The 17,516-nt window shown below is 39.0% G+C and carries 16 protein-coding genes; 9 read left to right on the plus strand and 7 right to left on the minus strand.

Annotated features, from left to right (window positions below; all coding sequences use genetic code 11):
• Positions 1-193: 193 nt before the first annotated feature.
• From BLS38_RS09350 to BLS38_RS09375, 6 genes are all read left to right on the plus strand, one after another.
• Entirely contained in the window at positions 194-2,296 is a 2,103-nt protein-coding gene (locus BLS38_RS09350) for a TonB-dependent siderophore receptor (protein ID WP_092748917.1), read from the plus strand.
• Between the two features lie 3 nt (positions 2,297-2,299).
• Positions 2,300-2,596 carry a hypothetical protein gene (locus BLS38_RS09355; RefSeq protein WP_092748919.1) on the plus strand — a complete coding sequence of 99 codons (297 nt, stop codon included), beginning with the start codon at positions 2,300-2,302 and terminating at the stop codon, positions 2,594-2,596.
• Between the two features lie 3 nt (positions 2,597-2,599).
• Entirely contained in the window at positions 2,600-4,153 is a 1,554-nt protein-coding gene (locus tag BLS38_RS09360) for a PepSY-associated TM helix domain-containing protein (RefSeq protein WP_092748921.1), read from the plus strand.
• Entirely contained in the window at positions 4,150-4,431 is a 282-nt protein-coding gene (locus tag BLS38_RS09365; RefSeq protein WP_092748923.1) for a hypothetical protein, read from the plus strand. Before BLS38_RS09360 ends, BLS38_RS09365 begins: the two co-directional genes overlap by 4 nt.
• A gap of 127 nt (positions 4,432-4,558) precedes the next feature.
• Positions 4,559-5,650, plus strand: coding sequence for a 3-deoxy-7-phosphoheptulonate synthase (locus BLS38_RS09370; RefSeq protein WP_092748925.1), 1,092 nt, complete (start codon positions 4,559-4,561; stop codon positions 5,648-5,650).
• 46 nt (positions 5,651-5,696) lie between these two features.
• Positions 5,697-6,212: a protein tyrosine phosphatase family protein gene (locus tag BLS38_RS09375; protein WP_092749087.1), complete on the plus strand. Its 516-nt coding sequence runs from the start codon at positions 5,697-5,699 to the stop codon at positions 6,210-6,212.
• Here BLS38_RS09375 and ispF read toward each other — a convergent pair whose 3' ends face one another.
• On the minus strand, positions 6,213-6,698 hold the full coding sequence (ispF, locus tag BLS38_RS09380) for a 2-C-methyl-D-erythritol 2,4-cyclodiphosphate synthase (protein ID WP_092748927.1): 486 nt from the start codon (positions 6,696-6,698) through the stop codon (positions 6,213-6,215).
• A 95-nt stretch (positions 6,699-6,793) separates the two neighbouring features.
• Here ispF and BLS38_RS09385 point away from each other — a divergent pair, with 95 nt between their 5' ends.
• The gene (locus BLS38_RS09385) at positions 6,794-7,396 is read left to right on the plus strand and encodes an A1S_1983 family putative colistin resistance protein (RefSeq protein ID WP_092748929.1); all 603 of its coding nucleotides are present in this window, start codon (positions 6,794-6,796) and stop codon (positions 7,394-7,396) included.
• Between the two features lie 16 nt (positions 7,397-7,412).
• Here BLS38_RS09385 and ispD read toward each other — a convergent pair whose 3' ends face one another.
• The 5 genes from ispD to BLS38_RS09410 are packed head-to-tail and all read right to left on the minus strand — an operon-like array spanning position 7,413 to position 12,343.
• Positions 7,413-8,120, minus strand: coding sequence for a 2-C-methyl-D-erythritol 4-phosphate cytidylyltransferase (gene ispD / locus BLS38_RS09390; protein ID WP_092748931.1), 708 nt, complete (start codon positions 8,118-8,120; stop codon positions 7,413-7,415).
• A complete protein-coding gene (gene ftsB, locus BLS38_RS09395; protein ID WP_244518262.1) occupies positions 8,089-8,466 on the minus strand; it encodes a cell division protein FtsB in 378 nt (125 codons plus the stop codon). Before ftsB ends, ispD begins: the two co-directional genes overlap by 32 nt.
• 30 nt (positions 8,467-8,496) lie before the next feature.
• Positions 8,497-9,786, minus strand: a complete 1,290-nt coding sequence (eno, locus tag BLS38_RS09400; protein WP_092748935.1) for a phosphopyruvate hydratase — start codon at positions 9,784-9,786, stop codon at positions 8,497-8,499.
• A gap of 39 nt (positions 9,787-9,825) precedes the next feature.
• Positions 9,826-10,683: a 3-deoxy-8-phosphooctulonate synthase gene (kdsA, locus tag BLS38_RS09405; protein WP_092748938.1), complete on the minus strand. Its 858-nt coding sequence runs from the start codon at positions 10,681-10,683 to the stop codon at positions 9,826-9,828.
• A gap of 22 nt (positions 10,684-10,705) precedes the next feature.
• Positions 10,706-12,343, minus strand: a complete 1,638-nt coding sequence (locus BLS38_RS09410) for a CTP synthase (protein ID WP_092748940.1) — start codon at positions 12,341-12,343, stop codon at positions 10,706-10,708.
• Positions 12,344-12,561: 218 nt separating this feature from the next.
• On the opposite strand from BLS38_RS09410, the gene BLS38_RS09415 reads away from it, so the two are divergent.
• A complete protein-coding gene (locus BLS38_RS09415; RefSeq protein ID WP_092748942.1) occupies positions 12,562-13,059 on the plus strand; it encodes a hypothetical protein in 498 nt (165 codons plus the stop codon).
• 61 nt (positions 13,060-13,120) lie between these two features.
• Here BLS38_RS09415 and BLS38_RS09420 read toward each other — a convergent pair whose 3' ends face one another.
• A complete protein-coding gene (locus tag BLS38_RS09420) occupies positions 13,121-13,621 on the minus strand; it encodes an Lrp/AsnC family transcriptional regulator (RefSeq protein ID WP_092749089.1) in 501 nt (166 codons plus the stop codon).
• Between the two features lie 119 nt (positions 13,622-13,740).
• Here BLS38_RS09420 and putA point away from each other — a divergent pair, with 119 nt between their 5' ends.
• Positions 13,741-17,475, plus strand: a complete 3,735-nt coding sequence (putA, locus tag BLS38_RS09425; RefSeq protein WP_092748944.1) for a trifunctional transcriptional regulator/proline dehydrogenase/L-glutamate gamma-semialdehyde dehydrogenase — start codon at positions 13,741-13,743, stop codon at positions 17,473-17,475.
• The last annotated feature ends 41 nt before the right edge of the window (positions 17,476-17,516 follow it).

Consider the following 17,516-nt stretch of genomic DNA (forward strand, 5'->3'; position numbering starts at 1 on the left):
ATGGAATAAAAAACCAGAATAACTAGACAACAAAATAAATCACATAAAAAAAATAAGATCGTGAAATACAACACCTAAAATTTACAATTTAATTGTAAAAACTCACTAAAACCATAAAAGGACACTTGCAAAAAAATACAAATATAGTAATGATACTGCAAATTATTTTCATTTAGATTTAGGGAATCTTTACATGAAATACAAACTCTCTCCCCTTACTGTTGCTATTGTTGCAACAATGAGTATGTCTTGTGTATATGCTGCAGATAATTCAGCCACAGCCGTACTTCCTACCATTAACTCTAAATCTGAAAAATCATCTGTACAGCCTTCCGAACAAACGAATGCCTATACTGTTAAAAATAATTCCAGCGCAACTGGTTTAAATTTATCTGTTCAAGAAACCCCACAAACGGTCAATGTTGTCACACGTCAGCAAATGAATGACTTCAACCTGACCAGTACTCGTGACATTTTAAGCAACACTCCAGGCGTGACTGTGACAGGTTTAGAAACCAACCGCACAACCTATACTGCTCGTGGTTTCGATATTTCTAATATTTTGTATGACGGCGTAGGTATCCCTCAAGTAGATAGCTACAACTACAATGGCTCAGATGATGACAGCTATTTTTATGACCGTGTAGAAGTCATTAAAGGTGCAGATGCGCTCACCAACTCACTTGGTGACCCTGGTGCAACCATTAACTATGTTAGAAAACGTCCAACTCAAGAGTTTCAGGCCAATGCAGGTTTCAGCTATGGCTCTTGGAGTACTAAACGCTATGAAGCAGATATTTCAGGTGCTTTAACACAAAGTGGTAACGTACGTGGTCGTATTACTGCTTATGAAAAAACAGGCGACTCATATTTAGATAAATACTCTGAAGAAAAAAATGGGGTTCAAGCAATTATAGATGCTGATCTTTCTGACAGCACTAAAGCGTCTGTAGGTTTTTCTCGCACCAATCAACTCACCAACGGTTCACAATGGGGTGCTTTACCGCTGACCAATACTGCAGGTCAGCAACTCAGCTATGCACGTAGCTATAACTATGCACCAGATTGGACTTATTTCGACTGGACCATTAATAACTATTTTGCAAGTATTGAGCAAAAGCTAGGTGGCGATTGGGTTGCTAAGTTAAATTACGATGGCAAGAACTCTACCGCACAAGATAAAATGCTTTATCTTTGGGGAAATCCAAGTGCAACTGACAACACATCTGGTATTTACTTGTATCCAGACATTTATAACCAAAAGTTTAGAAAACAAACCTTTAATACCAGTGTTTCAGGAACATTTCCGCTCTTTGGCCAACGCCATGAAGCAAACTTTGGTTACACATGGTCTAAAAGTGTGACGAATAATGTTGCTGCTGGGGCTTATATTGGCTTAACAACAGATCAAGCAAGTTGGTCACCAAGTGAACCGACTTGGGCAACTTTAAGTGATGCAGGTACACAGCAATATATTATTCGCTCACTTTATGGTGCAACACGTGTACATCTAAATGATGACTTAAAGCTTATTTTAGGGGCAAACTTCTCTGAAATTAACTTTAAAGATACTTATGTAAAAAACAAAACGTCACCTTATGCAGGGTTAACATACAACTTTACCCCGCAGTACACAGGCTATATGAGCTATACCTCTATATTTAGGCCTCAAACCGTCATTGACAATGCAACCAATCAAATTGCAATACCTGTTGATGGTAAAAGCTATGAAACAGGTCTGAAAGGCACATGGTTAGATGAGCGCTTAACAGGCTCTATTTCAATTTTCAGTACAGAGCAAAACCACTTTGCATTAAACCCAACCTTTGCGGGTACAGCATACCGTTCTGACTTAGGTACAGTACGGTCTCAAGGTGTCGAGCTTGGTTTAGGCGGTAAAGTAACCAATGATCTTGAGCTTTCTGCGGGCTACACAAAATTTAGCTTAAAAAATACTGAAACAGGTGTAAACCCTCGCCAGTACAACCCAACTCAAACCTTTAATATTTTGGCAAACTATACTATTCCACAATTCCCACAAGTGAAAGTGGGTGCAAGTGTAAAATGGCAAGACAGTATTCGTGACCCAGCATCTAGCTCACACAATGGGACAATTACACAAAGTGCATATGCATTGTTTGATTTAATGGCGAGCTACAAAGTCAATGACCATATTAACTTACAGCTTAATGCCAAAAACATTGGTAATGAAAAATATCTTACAGGTTTAAAAGATGGCCAAGGCTATTATGGTGCGCCTGCGAACTACACTGTATCTGTGAAGTTTAACTACTAAATCATGAAAAGCACGATACAAAAATATAAATATGCCCATCAAATCAATGTGCTTTATCGCACATTGCTGTCTTGTGTTGTTGGTTATTTTTGTGTCGTGTATTTTAGCCTGTGCTTAGCAGCGATTTTCCTACAGGTTATTCCTCGTGCAGAAGCTGTTTTTTTAGCCATATTTTGTGCAATTATTTTTGCGCTCATTTTTTTTATTGCTTGCTTTTCAATTCAATCCATTCAACGTTTAAGCCTACTCAGTTTTGGGATTACACTGCTATTTTACGGGCTGTCTTACCTCATAGGTTAACTGATGTATAAATCAATTCGCCAATCTATGGCTTGGTTACACTCTTGGACAGGCCTACTCCTTGGTTGGTTATTATTTGCAATTTTTTTAACAGGCTCACTATCATACTATCGACATGATATAACGGCATGGACACAACCTGCTTTTCATCACATGCAAATCGCCCAACCACAAGCCATACTTTCAAGCCTTGACTACTTACAACGTAACGCAATAGATGCACAGTCATGGAATATACAAGTCGCATCAACAGACAATCCCGTTAATACCATTTATTGGCAAAAAAATGATGGCAGCTATGTTTTTAAACAACTAGACCCTCGCACACAGCAGGAAATAAACTTACTCCCGACCGAAGGCGGAGACTTTTTTTATAATTTTCACTTTCAGCTTTTTGGCCTACCTATTGTATTTAGCCGTCTATTGGTCAGTTTTGCTGCATTTATAATGCTTATTGCACTCATTTCTGGGGTGATTACCCATAAAAAAATCTTCACTGACTTTTTTACCCTACGTACATTTAAATCACAACGTTCATGGCTTGACTTCCATAATATTGTTTCTGTGATTGCATTACCCTTCTTTTTCACGATTACCCTCACAGGGTTAGTCATGTTTTTTTACTTATATTTACCATCTGCTATTCAAAAATATTATCCTCAAAATAACTATGACATTTTTACTGAATTACGCAGTCAAACAAAAATAGCAGCAAAAGAAGTACAAATTGCACCTATGTTAACGGCTACACAAATCAGTCAACATTTACAGCAACATTGGCCTGATCAACCATTAATTGATACTATTGAAGTCAAAAAGCCATTCACAACGGCCACTGAAATTACTATTAAACAAAAACAAGATCGCTCGATTACGCAAAATGCCTCTCAAGTTACATTTAGTGCGCAAGGACAATTAATTGCAGATACACGCAACACTCATCCTGTGGCGACCTTATACAATGGCGTATATGGCTTACATATGGCACCTTTTGCCGAACCAATCATTCGTGTGGCTTTATTTTTCTCAGGCATACTCGGTTGTTTTATGGTGGCTTCAGGGCTTTTACTTTGGAGTTTGAAACGTCAAATCCAAAATAAAAAAAATACCTTTCATTTTGGCCACTATATGGTAGATCGGCTGAATATTGCGACTTTTGTTGGCTTACCTATGGCCGTACTCTGTTATTTTTATGCCAATCGTATTATTACACTATCTCACTCAAGTACCAACAACCAAGAAATTGTTGTGTTTTTTAGCGTTTGGGGGCTAAGCTTTTTATTCGCTTTACTATGTAAAAAACAATACTTATGGCGTACGCAGTTATCTATTTTTACCATCTTAGCCATAGCTCTACCTATTTTAAATATGGCTATATTGTGGCGATACAGCTATATCAAACAAATTTCTGAGTATTACAACTATGTTCAAGTAGATATATTTTTCTGGTTCTTCGCATTACTTGCAGGTTTTATTACTAAAAATATTCATCCAATCCAACAGCAAGCAACCAAGAAAATTCAGCAAAAAATCATGCAAAAGGAAAATCAAGTATGATCATTATTTTTGCATGGGCCATGAGCTACTTTTCATTCTATCTCTTGTATTTAAGCAGTGATAAGCAAAAAAAAATTGTATCTGTCTCAAAGCTAGCCATCATTGCTCAAAAGCCTCGTGTATTTAAAGCACTGGCTTTTGGATTATTTTTTACTACATTTATATTACTTAGCCAACACTACAGCTATAGTGTCGCTTTTTTCTCATTTTGGATCTTTGCCACACCACTCATATTTTTATTGGTTTTGAGAAACAATCAGCTAAAATCTAAAAAATAGGCCATGATCATACTAAAGCCTATTTTAAAAACTTATCTGTTCACGGTATGATAATATTTGTTTTTTACCGCCATGACCTATATAGTTCTTTCATCTTACTTAATTTATTTTGCGATTAGTGAAGGCAATGAATCATTCAGAATCTCATTCTATTACCTCAAATGATATTGATGACGTCAATATTAGTAATGTTCAAACACTCATCACGCCTGCACAGCTTAAAAAAATCCTGCCTTTGTCAGAAAAAGCGTATGAAACAGTCGTTACAGGGCGCGACAGTATTCGTAAAATTCTAGACGGTGAAGATAAACGTATTTTTATTGTGATTGGGCCATGCTCTATTCATGATCCTAAAGCGGCTCACGAATATGCAGACCGCCTGAAAGCATTAAGTGAAAAAGTGAAAGATACGCTTTGTATTGTAATGCGTGTATATTTTGAAAAACCACGTACGACTGTGGGTTGGAAGGGCTTAATTAACGACCCAAATATGGATGACTCATTCGACATTGAAAAGGGCTTACATATTGGGCGTAAGTTATTGCTCGAACTCAATGAAAAAGGCCTTCCTTGTGCAACCGAAGCACTAGACCCAAACTCACCACAATATTTACAAGATTTAATTTCATGGTCTGCCATTGGCGCGCGTACTACTGAAAGCCAAACCCACCGTGAAATGTCATCGGGTCTATCTTCACCGGTTGGTTTTAAAAACGGTACAGATGGTGGCTTAACTGTAGCGATTAATGCCATGCAAGCCGTTGAACATGGTCATAATTTCTTGGGCCTAAATAATGACGGCCAAGTTGCGATTATTAGTACCCGTGGCAACAAATATGGTCACGTTGTATTACGTGGTGGTAATGGCAAGCCAAACTATGATGCAACATCAGTTGCTCAAGCTGAAAATGCCTTGATTAAAGCAAAAGTCAGCAAAAATATTATGATTGATGCAAGTCATGCCAATTCAAATAAAGACCCATACTTACAGCCACTCGTACTCAAAAATGTGACTGAGCAAATCTTAAATGGCAACACATCTATTGTTGGATTAATGGTAGAAAGTCATTTAAAGGGGGGGCGTCAAGACATTCCTTCCCAACTGTGTGATTTAGAGTATGGACAATCTGTCACTGATGGTTGCTTAGATTGGGATACCACTGAAAACGTGCTATTAGAAATGCACAATGCATTAAAAGATGTGTTACCACATCGTTAAGCTCAACTTACGCCATCATTGATGGCGTTTTTTTATGAAAAACATTATGAATCATCTTGAAGAAACTCTCTGTAAAATTCCAAATTTTCAATATGTACACGAGCATTTATTTAGCTCAGGGCAGCCCAATGCAGAACAACTACGTCATATCAAAGAATATGGTATTTCAACAGTCATTAATTTAGCATTAGGCAATTCACCCGACCATCTCACCAATGAAGATCACATCTGTTTAGATTTAGGCTTAAATTATATTCAACTTCCTATTTCATGGGACACACCCGCTCCAGAACAAGCACTGTTTGCTTTAGATACTATTGATTTTTTAGTACAAAACCAGAGTGTATGGGTACATTGTGCTAAAAATTTACGAGTCAGTGCTTTGGTTTATCTGTATAGACAATATTACATGGGTATGGATATGGTAGAAGCTCAGCAACTACTAGAACAAATTTGGGAGTTGAATGAAACATGGACAGGACTTGTACATAACGTGGCATTACAACTTCAAGGTCGTAAAGCCACTCAAGAACTACAAAATTTATGTAATCAAGCCAATTAATTAGTCTGCAAATAGAAGTACTGTCGCCGTTGCTAAAATACCCTCTTGACGGCCAGTAAAACCGAGCTGTTCAGTCGTAGTTGCTTTCATGCTCACTTGTGAAACATCAACTTCTAACACGTCTGCAATACTTTGACGCATCGCTAAATTATGTTTAGCAAGTTTTGGGCGTTCGCACGCCACGGTCATATCTGCATTTCCTAAATGATAACCTTGCTCACGGATGAGCTGATATACTTTTTTAAGTAAAATACGGCTATCGGCCCCTTTAAATGCATCGTCTGTATCTGGAAAATGTTGTCCAATATCTCCAAGTGCTAATGCACCTAATAAAGCATCACTGAGTGCATGTAAAACAACATCACCGTCTGAATGGGCTTTTAAGCCTTGAGTATGCGGTATTTGCAAACCCGCTAATGTTACAAAATCACCATCTTCAAATGCATGAACATCTATACCCTGACCAATTCTTACTTTTGCAACCACAATAAATTTCCTTTAAAGAAAAATGAATTCTTGTATTCTTTAGCACGATTTCGCTATATTAGCATGAGCATTAGATTATTAAAGTATTCGTACACATGCATCTGGTTTTGAACTATATAAAAAAAATAAGTGTCATACTCGCAATCATTTGCGCGTACGACCAAGCACACGCAAATGATCGCCTTTGTACACAAAATTTATGCCAAGAGCAAAATGAGTTAGATAAAAAAAAGCTTGTTACACTCACTGAACAAACAAATTTTGTGAGTAATGCGCCACGCTCTATTTTAGATATGACTCATCATTTATGGCAAAAGCGTATGCAATTATGTAAAACCAAACAATGTCTTGCTCAACAAATTACCCAGCGCACTCAAGAACTTAATGAATTTGCAACACTCAACCAAGCACTTACACAACATTTTATTAAATATCAACATGGTAAAGTTGCTAAACAGCAAGTTTATTTACAACTTCATCAACTCGAGCAAAATAAATTAAAAATTGATGGCTATGGTTACTCAAATCAACAACAACAGCATTTTTTAGCATATAGCCAAAATACAGATTTAGCCCAAATAACCAACAATGAAGATGGCTGTACTTACGCCATGACACTCAGTAAAGGGCTACTCAATATACAAAGCGGAGAAAAAAAATGTCGGCTTTTTGCTGGAAATTATCGTAGATATGATTAAATAAACAACTATGACTTTACTTGCTAGATAAAACCAAACGAGCAAAATTTAAGTCTTCTGGATAAGTAATTTTTATATTGTCTGAGCGCCCCATGACTACACGTACCGTTTCCCCTATTGCTTCTAAAGCACTGGCTTCATCAGTCACTGTTCGCTGATGCGCCAACCCTTGCTCTAATGCACCTATTAAACAGCCTAACTGTGCCAGTTGAGGTGTTTGAGCCTGCCATAAGCAATCGCGAGATACCGTCTGTTCAATCGAATCGCATGGTACTTTCTTTAACGTATCTCGTACCGGTGTTGCTAAAATAACACTCTTTGAATGCAACTGTGCATCTGCTAATAATGCAAATAGACTCTCTTTATGTACACACGGTCTTGCTGCGTCATGTACTAATACCCAGTCATTTAAGTCTGCAATATTTGCCAAATGATAAAGTGAATTCAGTACAGAATTTACCCGCTCTGCCCCGCCAGTACAAAAATGTATTTTGTCTAAATGATTAAATTGAATATTATTAATCTCAGTATCATTTTGATGTACTGCCAATACACAACCGGCCAAAGGTAATTGAAAAAGTGCATTTACACTATGCTCTAGCACAGTTTTATTTTGAATCTTTTGATATTGTTTTAATTCCGTTTTAGAAAATCGACTTCCAGAGCCTGCAGCAGGAACGACTGCCCAAAGTTTAGTGGAGATTGGGGTTGTCTTCGTCTTCATTGGTTGGGTCTTTACTATTAGCTGGAAGTGGAATGTATTGTTGTTGTAGCTGTGGAGCACTTAAAGTACTCATTTGAACAAATGTTTCATTCGGTTTAATTAAACCAAGATCAAGACGAGCATGCTCTTCAACGGCTTCTGCACCATTTTTTAGATCATATACTTCTGCACCCAAAACACGGTTACGCTCACGCAATGTTTGATTCGTATCTGCTTGTTGCTGAATCTGTTGCATTAAATGTTGATGGTCGTAATAGCCACCCTCTCCAAACCAGTACATATATTGAAAGCCTGCGACCAAAATGATCGCAAGCCCTAAAATAAATGCACTTGAAAAAGAGTTCATTGTCTCTTTTAAAAATGTGATCATATTAAATTAGTTCAGACCTTTGAACTCTGCACGCCCACGGTAAACCGCTTTCGTGATTTCTTCAATACGAAGCAACTGGTTGTATTTTGCAACACGGTCAGAACGAGACAATGAGCCTGTCTTAATTTGACCTGCAGCAGTACCTACTGCTAGATCGGCAATCGTAGAGTCTTCTGTTTCACCCGAACGATGTGAAATTACTGTGGTGTAGCCATTTTGTTTAGCAAGGTAAATAGCATCAAGCGTTTCTGTTAACGTACCAATTTGATTGTATTTAATCAAAATTGAGTTACCAACTTTTTCATTAATACCACGTTGTAAAATTTTTGGATTAGTTACAAATAAGTCATCGCCAACTAACTGAATCTTATCGCCCAAAATTGAAGTCAAATAAGACCAACCGTCCCAATCTGACTCATCCAGACCATCTTCAATTGAAATAATTGGGTACTGATTTGCAAGGCCTGCTAAGTAATCTGCGAACTGGTGGCTTGAAAATGCTTTATTGCCTTCACCTGCAAGTACATATTGACCATTTGAGTAAAACTCAGAAGCAGCACAATCAAGTGCTAACATCATGTCAGAACCTGCCTTGTAACCAGTTTGCTCAATCGCTTCTAAAATAACAGTGATGGCTTCTTCATTTGAACGTAAGTTTGGTGCAAAACCACCTTCATCGCCCACAGCTGTGTTTAAACCTTTTTTCTTCAGTACAGATTTCAGTGCATGGAATGTTTCTGCACCTGCACGCAGGCTTTCTGCAAATGATGTAAAGCCCACGGGCTCAATCATAAACTCTTGAATATCTACTGTATTGTCTGCATGTGCACCGCCGTTGATGATGTTCATCATTGGTACAGGCATAGACAATGTTGTTTGACCACGTAAGTCAGCAATATATTGGTACAGTGGGATTTTCTTTTCGTCTGCAGCAGCACGAGCAACTGCAAGTGATACTGCAAGCGTTGCATTTGCACCTAGTTTTTCTTTATTTTCAGTGCCATCTAAAGCAATCATTGCTTCATCAATTGCTTTTTGATCAAATACGTTTTGACCTACAAGTAATTTTTTAATTTCAGTATTTACATTATTAACTGCTTGTAAAACACCTTTCCCTAGGTAACGAGACTTGTCGCCATCACGCAATTCTAATGCTTCACGAGAACCCGTAGAAGCGCCTGATGGTGCACATGCACGACCTACAACACCTGATGCTAAAATCACATCTGCTTCAATAGTTGGGTTACCGCGTGAATCTAAAATTTCACGTGCACGAATATCAACGATCTGGCTCATAAAAACTCCTGTGTATTATATGCTAATGCATTCTGTGCATTATTTTGTGTCTAGTTTACTAAATCCTTTTACAAGCGTATCTAATTCTTTAGTCTGTGCTAAAAACGGCTCAAGTTGAGATAATCTTAGCGCACACGGCCCATCACACTTTGCTTGGTCTGGGTTTGGGTGTGCTTCTAAAAATAAACCTGCAAGACCAGTTGCCATGCCTGCACGTGCTAAAGTTGCAATCTGCTCACGGCGTCCACCTGCCGAATCAGCTCGCCCACCTGGTTTTTGCAGTGCATGTGTCACATCAAAAATGACTGGCACATTCATTGCCTTCATGATATCTAAGCCCAGCATATCAACAACTAGATTATTGTAACCAAACGAAGAGCCACGCTCACAAAGAATCACCTTATCATTACCTGCTTCTAAGCATTTTTGCAAGATATGATTCATTTCTTGCGGCGCTAAAAACTGCGCTTTTTTTACATTAATCACAGCATCAGTTTTAGCAATTGCCTCAACTAAATCTGTTTGACGGCTTAAAAATGCGGGCAGCTGTATCACATCGGCAACTTCAGCCACAATTGCAGCTTGGTGTGGCTCATGCACATCTGTAATAATAGGAATATTCAGTTGCTTTTTAAGCTCGCCTAGCCACTCTACGCCTTTTTCTAAGCCCGGCCCACGATATGAATGCAAACTTGAGCGATTGGCTTTATCAAAGCTGGCTTTAAAGACATATGGAATATCAAGACGCTTACAAATTTCAATATAAGATTCAGCAATTTCAAACGCTAAATCTTTAGACTCTAGTACATTCATGCCGCCGAATAATACAAATGGCAAATGATTTGCCACCTGTATATCGCCTAAACGTACAATTTGTTGTGGTTTTAATTGTGACATTTAAACTTCCTAAGTAAGTTTTCTATTGCACTTTTTGATATTGCTTTTTAGCAGCATCAATAAAACTTGCAAATAAAGGGTGTCCATCACGCGGTGAACTTGTAAATTCAGGATGGAACTGTACTGCAACAAACCAAGGATGGGCTGGAATTTCTACCGTTTCAACCAAGTGCTGTACAGATGAATACCCTGATATTTTTAACCCAGCTTCTTCAAGCGGTGCAATAAAACGGTCATTCATTTCATAGCGGTGACGATGACGTTCGGTAATTTCAGCTTTACCATAAATTTCACGTGTTTTTGTACCCGCAACAAGTTCTGATTTTTGTGCACCTAAACGCATTGTGCCGCCTAAATCAGACTCTAAATTACGCTGTTGTAATTCGCCACGCTCATCTAACCATTCAGTAATTAAACCAATAATTGGATACTTAGTTGAACGATTAAACTCTGTTGAACTGGCTTCAGACATATTTGCAACATGGCGTGCATATTCAATCACGGCCAATTGCATGCCTAAACAAATGCCTAAAAATGGAATGCCTTGCTCACGTGCATAACGAATCGCAGTCATTTTACCTTCAGTACCACGCTCACCAAATCCACCTGGGACTAAAATTGCATCTGCAGTTGATAAAATAGAAAGGTCTTGTGACTCTAAACTTTCAGCATCTACGTAGTCAATTTGTACTTTAACGCGATTTTGAATCCCTGCATGCAGTAATGCTTCATTCACCGACTTGTATGCATCTGGCAGTTCAACATACTTACCCACCATCGCAACACGTACAGTATATTCTGGGTTGAATAATGCTTCACATACTTGGTCCCAGTCAGACAGGTCCGCTTGAGGCAGGTTATCAAAACCAAAACGTTCGCAAATTAGGTCATCTACCTTTTGCTCAGAAAAATTACGTGGAATTTCATAAATTGTTTTTGCATCTTTACATACAATCACTGCACGTGCTTGCACATTGGTAAATAATGCAATTTTACGCGTGGTCTCGGCATCTACATCATGCTCTGTACGGCAAATTAAAATATCGGGTTGAATACCAATAGACAGTAATTCTTTCACCGAATGCTGTGTTGGTTTAGTTTTAAGTTCAGCAGCAGACTTCACGTAAGGTAGCAATGTTAAGTGCATTAACATGCTATGTTTATGACCTAGCTCAACCATCAACTGACGTACAGATTCCATAAATGGTAGTGATTCAATATCACCTACCGTACCGCCAATTTCTACAATAGCAACGTCATAGCCTTCGCCAGCACGAAGTACACGCTCTTTAATGTTATCTGTAATATGTGGAATGACCTGTACTGTTCCACCAAGATAGTCGCCACGGCGTTCTTTATTTAACACATCTTGGTAAACACGACCGCTGGTAAAATTATTCAGCTTAGTCATTTTAGCACGGCGTAGAAAACGCTCGTAGTAACCTAAGTCAAGGTCAGTTTCAGCACCATCTTCTGTCACGAAGACTTCACCATGCTGAAATGGGCTCATTGTCCCTGGATCAACGTTAATGTATGGATCCATTTTAACCATGGTCACTTGTAAACCACGGGCTTCCAACAATGCAGCAACTGAAGCTGCCGAAATACCTTTACCAAGTGATGATACAACACCACCAGTAACGAAAATAAAATGGGTCATTCGAGTTCTCGTACAATCAAGCCTAAATTGGCATGCAATGTTGGATAATTTTACTTGAGTCTGTCGTTTTAAGCAAAGTCATTCAGCATCTATTCACATAACTATTTACAGTCGCCCACATTATCTACAATAAAATGACGTGAAATATAAAGCCATACCATGCTCTCATCTATTTTTTTGCTATAATGAATCGGTCAACACTTGATTAGAACTTAAAAATGATGAAGAAAAAAATTTTTATTGGTACTGCTATCGCGGCCTGTCTTATTCTAGTGGCTTGCTCTAAAAAAGAACAACACGAAGAACAAAAGACAGAAAGCCAAACAACAAATGAAACACCTGTCGCAAAAAATCCTGCGTCAGAACCATTACAACCCCTTACAAAAGTAACTCCTGAACCAACTCAAGGTATGAGTAAAGAAGAAGCATCAAGTATCATGGCCGAACCTGCAGCAAAACCTGTAGAGAAAGTACACCATAAACATAACGACGAGATGCAAGAAAAAGTAGCAACTGTTGAGCATGTGGATTCAATGGAATCAAATACACAAAATCAGCCTGATGTAAAAGAAATACCAAGTACAACACCTAAAGTAAAAGCTGAAAAAGTGGCAAGTACAGACACTGTAAAACCTAAAAAACCTGCAGCTCATTTATCAGAAGATGACGCTGTAGCTGCTGCTATAGCAGCCGCTCAACCTGCACTCAAAAATTAACTTAAAAAAAAACGCACTGACTCACCTTTACCGGTGGGTCGTGCGCTCAAAACAGATCAAGTTAACGTTTTGGCTTTTCTGTTTTGGTTAATATCTTAATTTGTTGTCCCTCTTTCACCATTTGCATGACCGGATAACTTCGGGTTTCTTTTACCCCCGGTAGTTTCCAAATCACATTCCCCGCAATACGGCGAAAATCGTCCATATCTTTACTGCGTACTTTAACTAAAAAATCAAAACCGCCACTAATCATATGACATTCTATAACTTCTGGATAATTACGTGCCGCTTCAACAAATTCATCTAAAACATTCGGTGTAGTTTTATCAAGAAGTATTTCAACAAATACTAAAAAACCTGCATTAAGTTTTTCTGGATTTAAATGTGCGTAGTAACCTAAAATGTAGCTATCTGCAACCAAGCGTTGCACTCTGGCTAAAACGGCTGTAGGTGACAAACTGACTGCTTCAGCCAATTTTGTATTTGATATACGCCCATCTTTTTGTAATAAATCAAGAATTTTAAGATCAATACGATCTAGTGATGCATCTCCATCAGCCATAAAATATTTACCTAAAAAAAATAAAAAATATAGTGAGTTATTCGGCATATTTTTTGCAATGATTAATTTTATAAACCAAAAGTCACTATTTAATGTTGCATACGCTAGGATGTCATCTTATGAATACACCAGATCACACTACATCACCTTGCTCTACAGTGTTCCAAGATATTACAAACCTTCATGAGTACACAATACTACAAAAAAATATTAATACCCATTGGCGCACAAATGAAAGTGAAAGTGTTTCTGAGTTACTGGAATTTACCCAAATTCCAAGCCAGTTAAATCAAGAAATTTATGATCTTGCATATAAACTGTCGGAACATTTACGTGAAAAAAGTAAAGCATCGGGCAAAGCTGGTATTGTACAAGGCCTCTTGCAAGAATTTTCTCTCTCTTCACAAGAAGGGATTGCACTCATGTGCTTGGCTGAAGCATTGCTTCGTATTCCAGATGCAGCAACGCGTGATCGCTTAATTAAAGACAAAATTAATCAGGGCAACTGGAAAGAACACGTTGGTCAAAGTAGCTTAGTCTTTGTAAATGCTGCAGCATGGGGACTCATGCTGACTGGCAAACTAATGGCAACGCCAACTCGAAAAACAATGAGTAGTACACTTACCGGCATTTTAGCACGTAGTGGCCAAGGTATTATTCGTAAAGCCGTTGACGCAGCTATGCGCATGATGGGTGAGCAATTTGTAACCGGCGAAACTATTCAAGAAGCCTTAGAAAAATCTAAACCGATGCAACAAGCAGGCTTTTTGTATTCATATGACATGCTTGGTGAAGCAGCACTCACTGAACATGATGCTAAGCGTTATATGAAAGACTACGAACAAGCCATTCATGCGATTGGAAAGTCTGCCAATAAAAAAGGCGTATATGCCAGTGCAGGCATATCAATTAAGCTTTCTGCGTTACACCCACGCTATCAACGTGCACAAACAGACCGTGTGCATGACGAGCTGTACCCTCGCATCGTTGAATTAGCACTCCTTGCAAAACAATATGATATTGGCTTAAACATTGATGCAGAAGAAAGTGAACGTCTTGAGTTATCTTTAGAATTGCTTGAACGTTTGTGCTTTGACCCTCAACTTGCAGATTGGAATGGTATTGGGTTTGTAATCCAAGCCTACCAAAAACGTTGTTTCTTTTTAATTGATTATATTATAGACCTTGCTAAACGCAGTGAAAAACGACTCATGATTCGCTTAGTCAAAGGTGCATATTGGGACAGCGAAATTAAAAAAGCACAAGTTGAAGGCATGTCAGACTACCCTGTATTTACACGTAAAGTACATACAGACCTTTCTTACTTAGCGTGTGCAAAGAAACTCTTGGCAGAGCCTGAAGCCATTTACCCACAATTTGCGACACATAATGCACAAACTTTAGCAACTATTTACCACCTTGCAGAACCAGAAAAGTACTACTCTACTCAATATGAATTCCAGTGCTTACATGGTATGGGTGAACCACTTTACAAACAAGTCGTTTCAACTCTTGGTATACCATGTCGTATTTATGCACCTGTGGGCAATCATGAAACACTACTGGCTTATTTGGTGCGTAGACTGCTTGAAAATGGTGCAAACACATCTTTTGTTAACCGTATTTCAGATAAGTCTGTAAAAATTGAAGATCTTATCCAATCACCTATACAAGATATTGAAACTGCTGCGAGCAAAGAGCATGTCATTGGTGCAAAACATCCATCTATTTGCTTTCCCAAAGACCTTTATAGTTTAGGACGCATCAATTCTGAAGGTTTTGACTTGGCAGACGACAGTTGCTTAACTGCGCTTAACCACGTTGCAAAAACACTCTCTCAGCACCAGTGGCAAGCCACTCCGCTGATTGCAAACAAAACAGCCTCTGACTACAGCACGGCGGCAAAAGAAATACTCAACCCATCGCAGCATCAAGATATTGTTGGTCATGTGATTGAAGCAGATACCCAAAATGTAAGTGTCGCGCTAGAGCAAGCACAACACATACAACACACTTGGGCGAATACCACACCAGCAGAGCGGGCAAGCTATTTAGAAACAGCTGCCGACACAATGCAAGATCAACTACTAGAACTAATGGTGTTGCTATGTCGTGAAAGTGGTAAAACCTATGCCAATGCCATTGCCGAAGTCAGAGAGGCTATTGACTTTTTACGTTATTACGCCAAACAAGCACATACTTTTGATGCCCAAGTTAAACCGCTAGGTAATGTACTATGTATTAGCCCGTGGAATTTCCCATTGGCAATTTTCACAGGACAAATTGCAGCAGCACTTGTTACAGGAAACTGTGTATTGGCAAAACCTGCTGAACAAACACCACTTGTGGCATACCAAGCGGTTAAAATGTTGCATCAAGCAGGTATACCTGAAGCTGCTTTACAGTTTTTACCCGGTGATGGCGCAAGCGTAGGTGCAGCACTGAGTGCAGATGAACGCATTCATGGCATTATGTTTACAGGATCAACAGACGTGGCTAAGATTTTACAAAAAACCACCTCTAAACGCCTTACACCAGAAGGTAACCCTGTCACACTCATTGCAGAAACAGGCGGTCAAAATGCCATGATTGTTGACTCATCTGCACTCACCGAGCAAGTCGTACTCGATGTCGTCAGCTCTGCATTTGACAGCGCAGGTCAACGCTGTTCTGCCCTACGTATTTTATGCCTACAAAAAGACTGTGCAGCATCTATTCAAACCATGCTCAAAGGGGCGATGCAACAATTACGTTTAGGCAACCCACACTTTTTACAAACTGACATTGGACCTGTGATTGATGCAGAAGCACAACAGACCATTCAACGTCATATTGAAAAAATGAGAACCAAAGGCTATGCCGTACATCAGTTCACGTTCGATGATGTGGCGACGCAACATGCATCAGCTCAAGGTACATTCATACCACCTACAGTAATTGAACTTCCTAACTTAGATGACTTAGAGCGAGAAGTTTTTGGCCCTGTGCTTCATGTCATTACTTATCAACAAAATGAACTACCACAACTCATTGAACGAATTAATGAAAAAGGCTATGGCTTAACTATGGGCGTACATACCCGTATTGATGACACTATCCAACAAGTCATTAATCACTCAAATGTGGGTAACCTTTATGTGAACCGCAACATTGTTGGTGCTGTTGTTGGTGTACAACCATTTGGCGGTGAAGGCTTATCAGGTACTGGGCCAAAAGCAGGTGGACCACTATATTTACACCGTCTCATGCAACCACATGACTTTGACACATCAACACCGTTCGCAGTAAAACAAGCATTGAATAGTCCATCGAAACCTAATTTTGAAGCACTTCGTGCGTTTAAAACATGGGCAAAAACCACGTTCCCAACACTCAATGTTGTAGACACACAACCATTTATTGTGGGAACAACTTACGAACTGCAAGGACCAACCGGTGAAAGTAACCAATACACCATGCAACCACGTAAACACATTGCAAGTATTGCCAGTAATGAGCAAGACTATATTACGCAATTATTGGCTATTTTTGCAGTCAATGCACATGCTGTTATTGCTAAAGATGCCGTGATCAGCAAGCATTTTAACGACTTACCAAGCGCTGTCAAAACACAAATTCACCTTGTTGAAGATACCAATACTGCAACTTTAGATGCCGTATTACATCACGGTGAAACGACTGCGCTGTCTGTACTACAAGAGCGTATTGCAGCACGAGAGGGTGCAATTGTTTCGATTCATCACCAACCGAGCCATAGCACACATGTTGCTATAGAGCGCCTAGTGATTGAACACGCAGTCAGTATTAACACCACAGCAGCAGGCGGTAATGCAAGCCTCATGACCATGTCTTAAACAACACGTACGCTACGCCATTTCAGCACTAGGCTAAAATG

Source organism: Acinetobacter boissieri, from assembly GCF_900096955.1.
GTDB lineage: Bacteria > Pseudomonadota > Gammaproteobacteria > Pseudomonadales > Moraxellaceae > Acinetobacter > Acinetobacter boissieri.

What these genes read in the sequence shown, in the direction of transcription:
- BLS38_RS09375 (WP_092749087.1), top strand. Translation starts at nt 5,697, where the DNA reads ATGAATCATCTTGAAGAAACTCTCTGTAAAATTCCAAATTTTCAATAT.
- eno (WP_092748935.1), bottom strand. Translation starts at nt 9,786, where the DNA reads ATGAGCCAGATCGTTGATATTCGTGCACGTGAAATTTTAGATTCACGC.
- BLS38_RS09385 (WP_092748929.1), top strand. Translation starts at nt 6,794, where the DNA reads ATGCATCTGGTTTTGAACTATATAAAAAAAATAAGTGTCATACTCGCA.
- ftsB (WP_244518262.1), bottom strand. Translation starts at nt 8,466, where the DNA reads ATGAACTCTTTTTCAAGTGCATTTATTTTAGGGCTTGCGATCATTTTG.
- BLS38_RS09415 (WP_092748942.1), top strand. Translation starts at nt 12,562, where the DNA reads ATGATGAAGAAAAAAATTTTTATTGGTACTGCTATCGCGGCCTGTCTT.
- BLS38_RS09370 (WP_092748925.1), top strand. Translation starts at nt 4,559, where the DNA reads ATGAATCATTCAGAATCTCATTCTATTACCTCAAATGATATTGATGAC.
- BLS38_RS09355 (WP_092748919.1), top strand. Translation starts at nt 2,300, where the DNA reads ATGAAAAGCACGATACAAAAATATAAATATGCCCATCAAATCAATGTG.
- putA (WP_092748944.1), top strand. Translation starts at nt 13,741, where the DNA reads ATGAATACACCAGATCACACTACATCACCTTGCTCTACAGTGTTCCAA.
- BLS38_RS09360 (WP_092748921.1), top strand. Translation starts at nt 2,600, where the DNA reads ATGTATAAATCAATTCGCCAATCTATGGCTTGGTTACACTCTTGGACA.
- BLS38_RS09410 (WP_092748940.1), bottom strand. Translation starts at nt 12,343, where the DNA reads ATGACCCATTTTATTTTCGTTACTGGTGGTGTTGTATCATCACTTGGT.
- BLS38_RS09365 (WP_092748923.1), top strand. Translation starts at nt 4,150, where the DNA reads ATGATCATTATTTTTGCATGGGCCATGAGCTACTTTTCATTCTATCTC.
- BLS38_RS09420 (WP_092749089.1), bottom strand. Translation starts at nt 13,621, where the DNA reads ATGGCTGATGGAGATGCATCACTAGATCGTATTGATCTTAAAATTCTT.
- ispD (WP_092748931.1), bottom strand. Translation starts at nt 8,120, where the DNA reads ATGAAGACGAAGACAACCCCAATCTCCACTAAACTTTGGGCAGTCGTT.
- kdsA (WP_092748938.1), bottom strand. Translation starts at nt 10,683, where the DNA reads ATGTCACAATTAAAACCACAACAAATTGTACGTTTAGGCGATATACAG.
- BLS38_RS09350 (WP_092748917.1), top strand. Translation starts at nt 194, where the DNA reads ATGAAATACAAACTCTCTCCCCTTACTGTTGCTATTGTTGCAACAATG.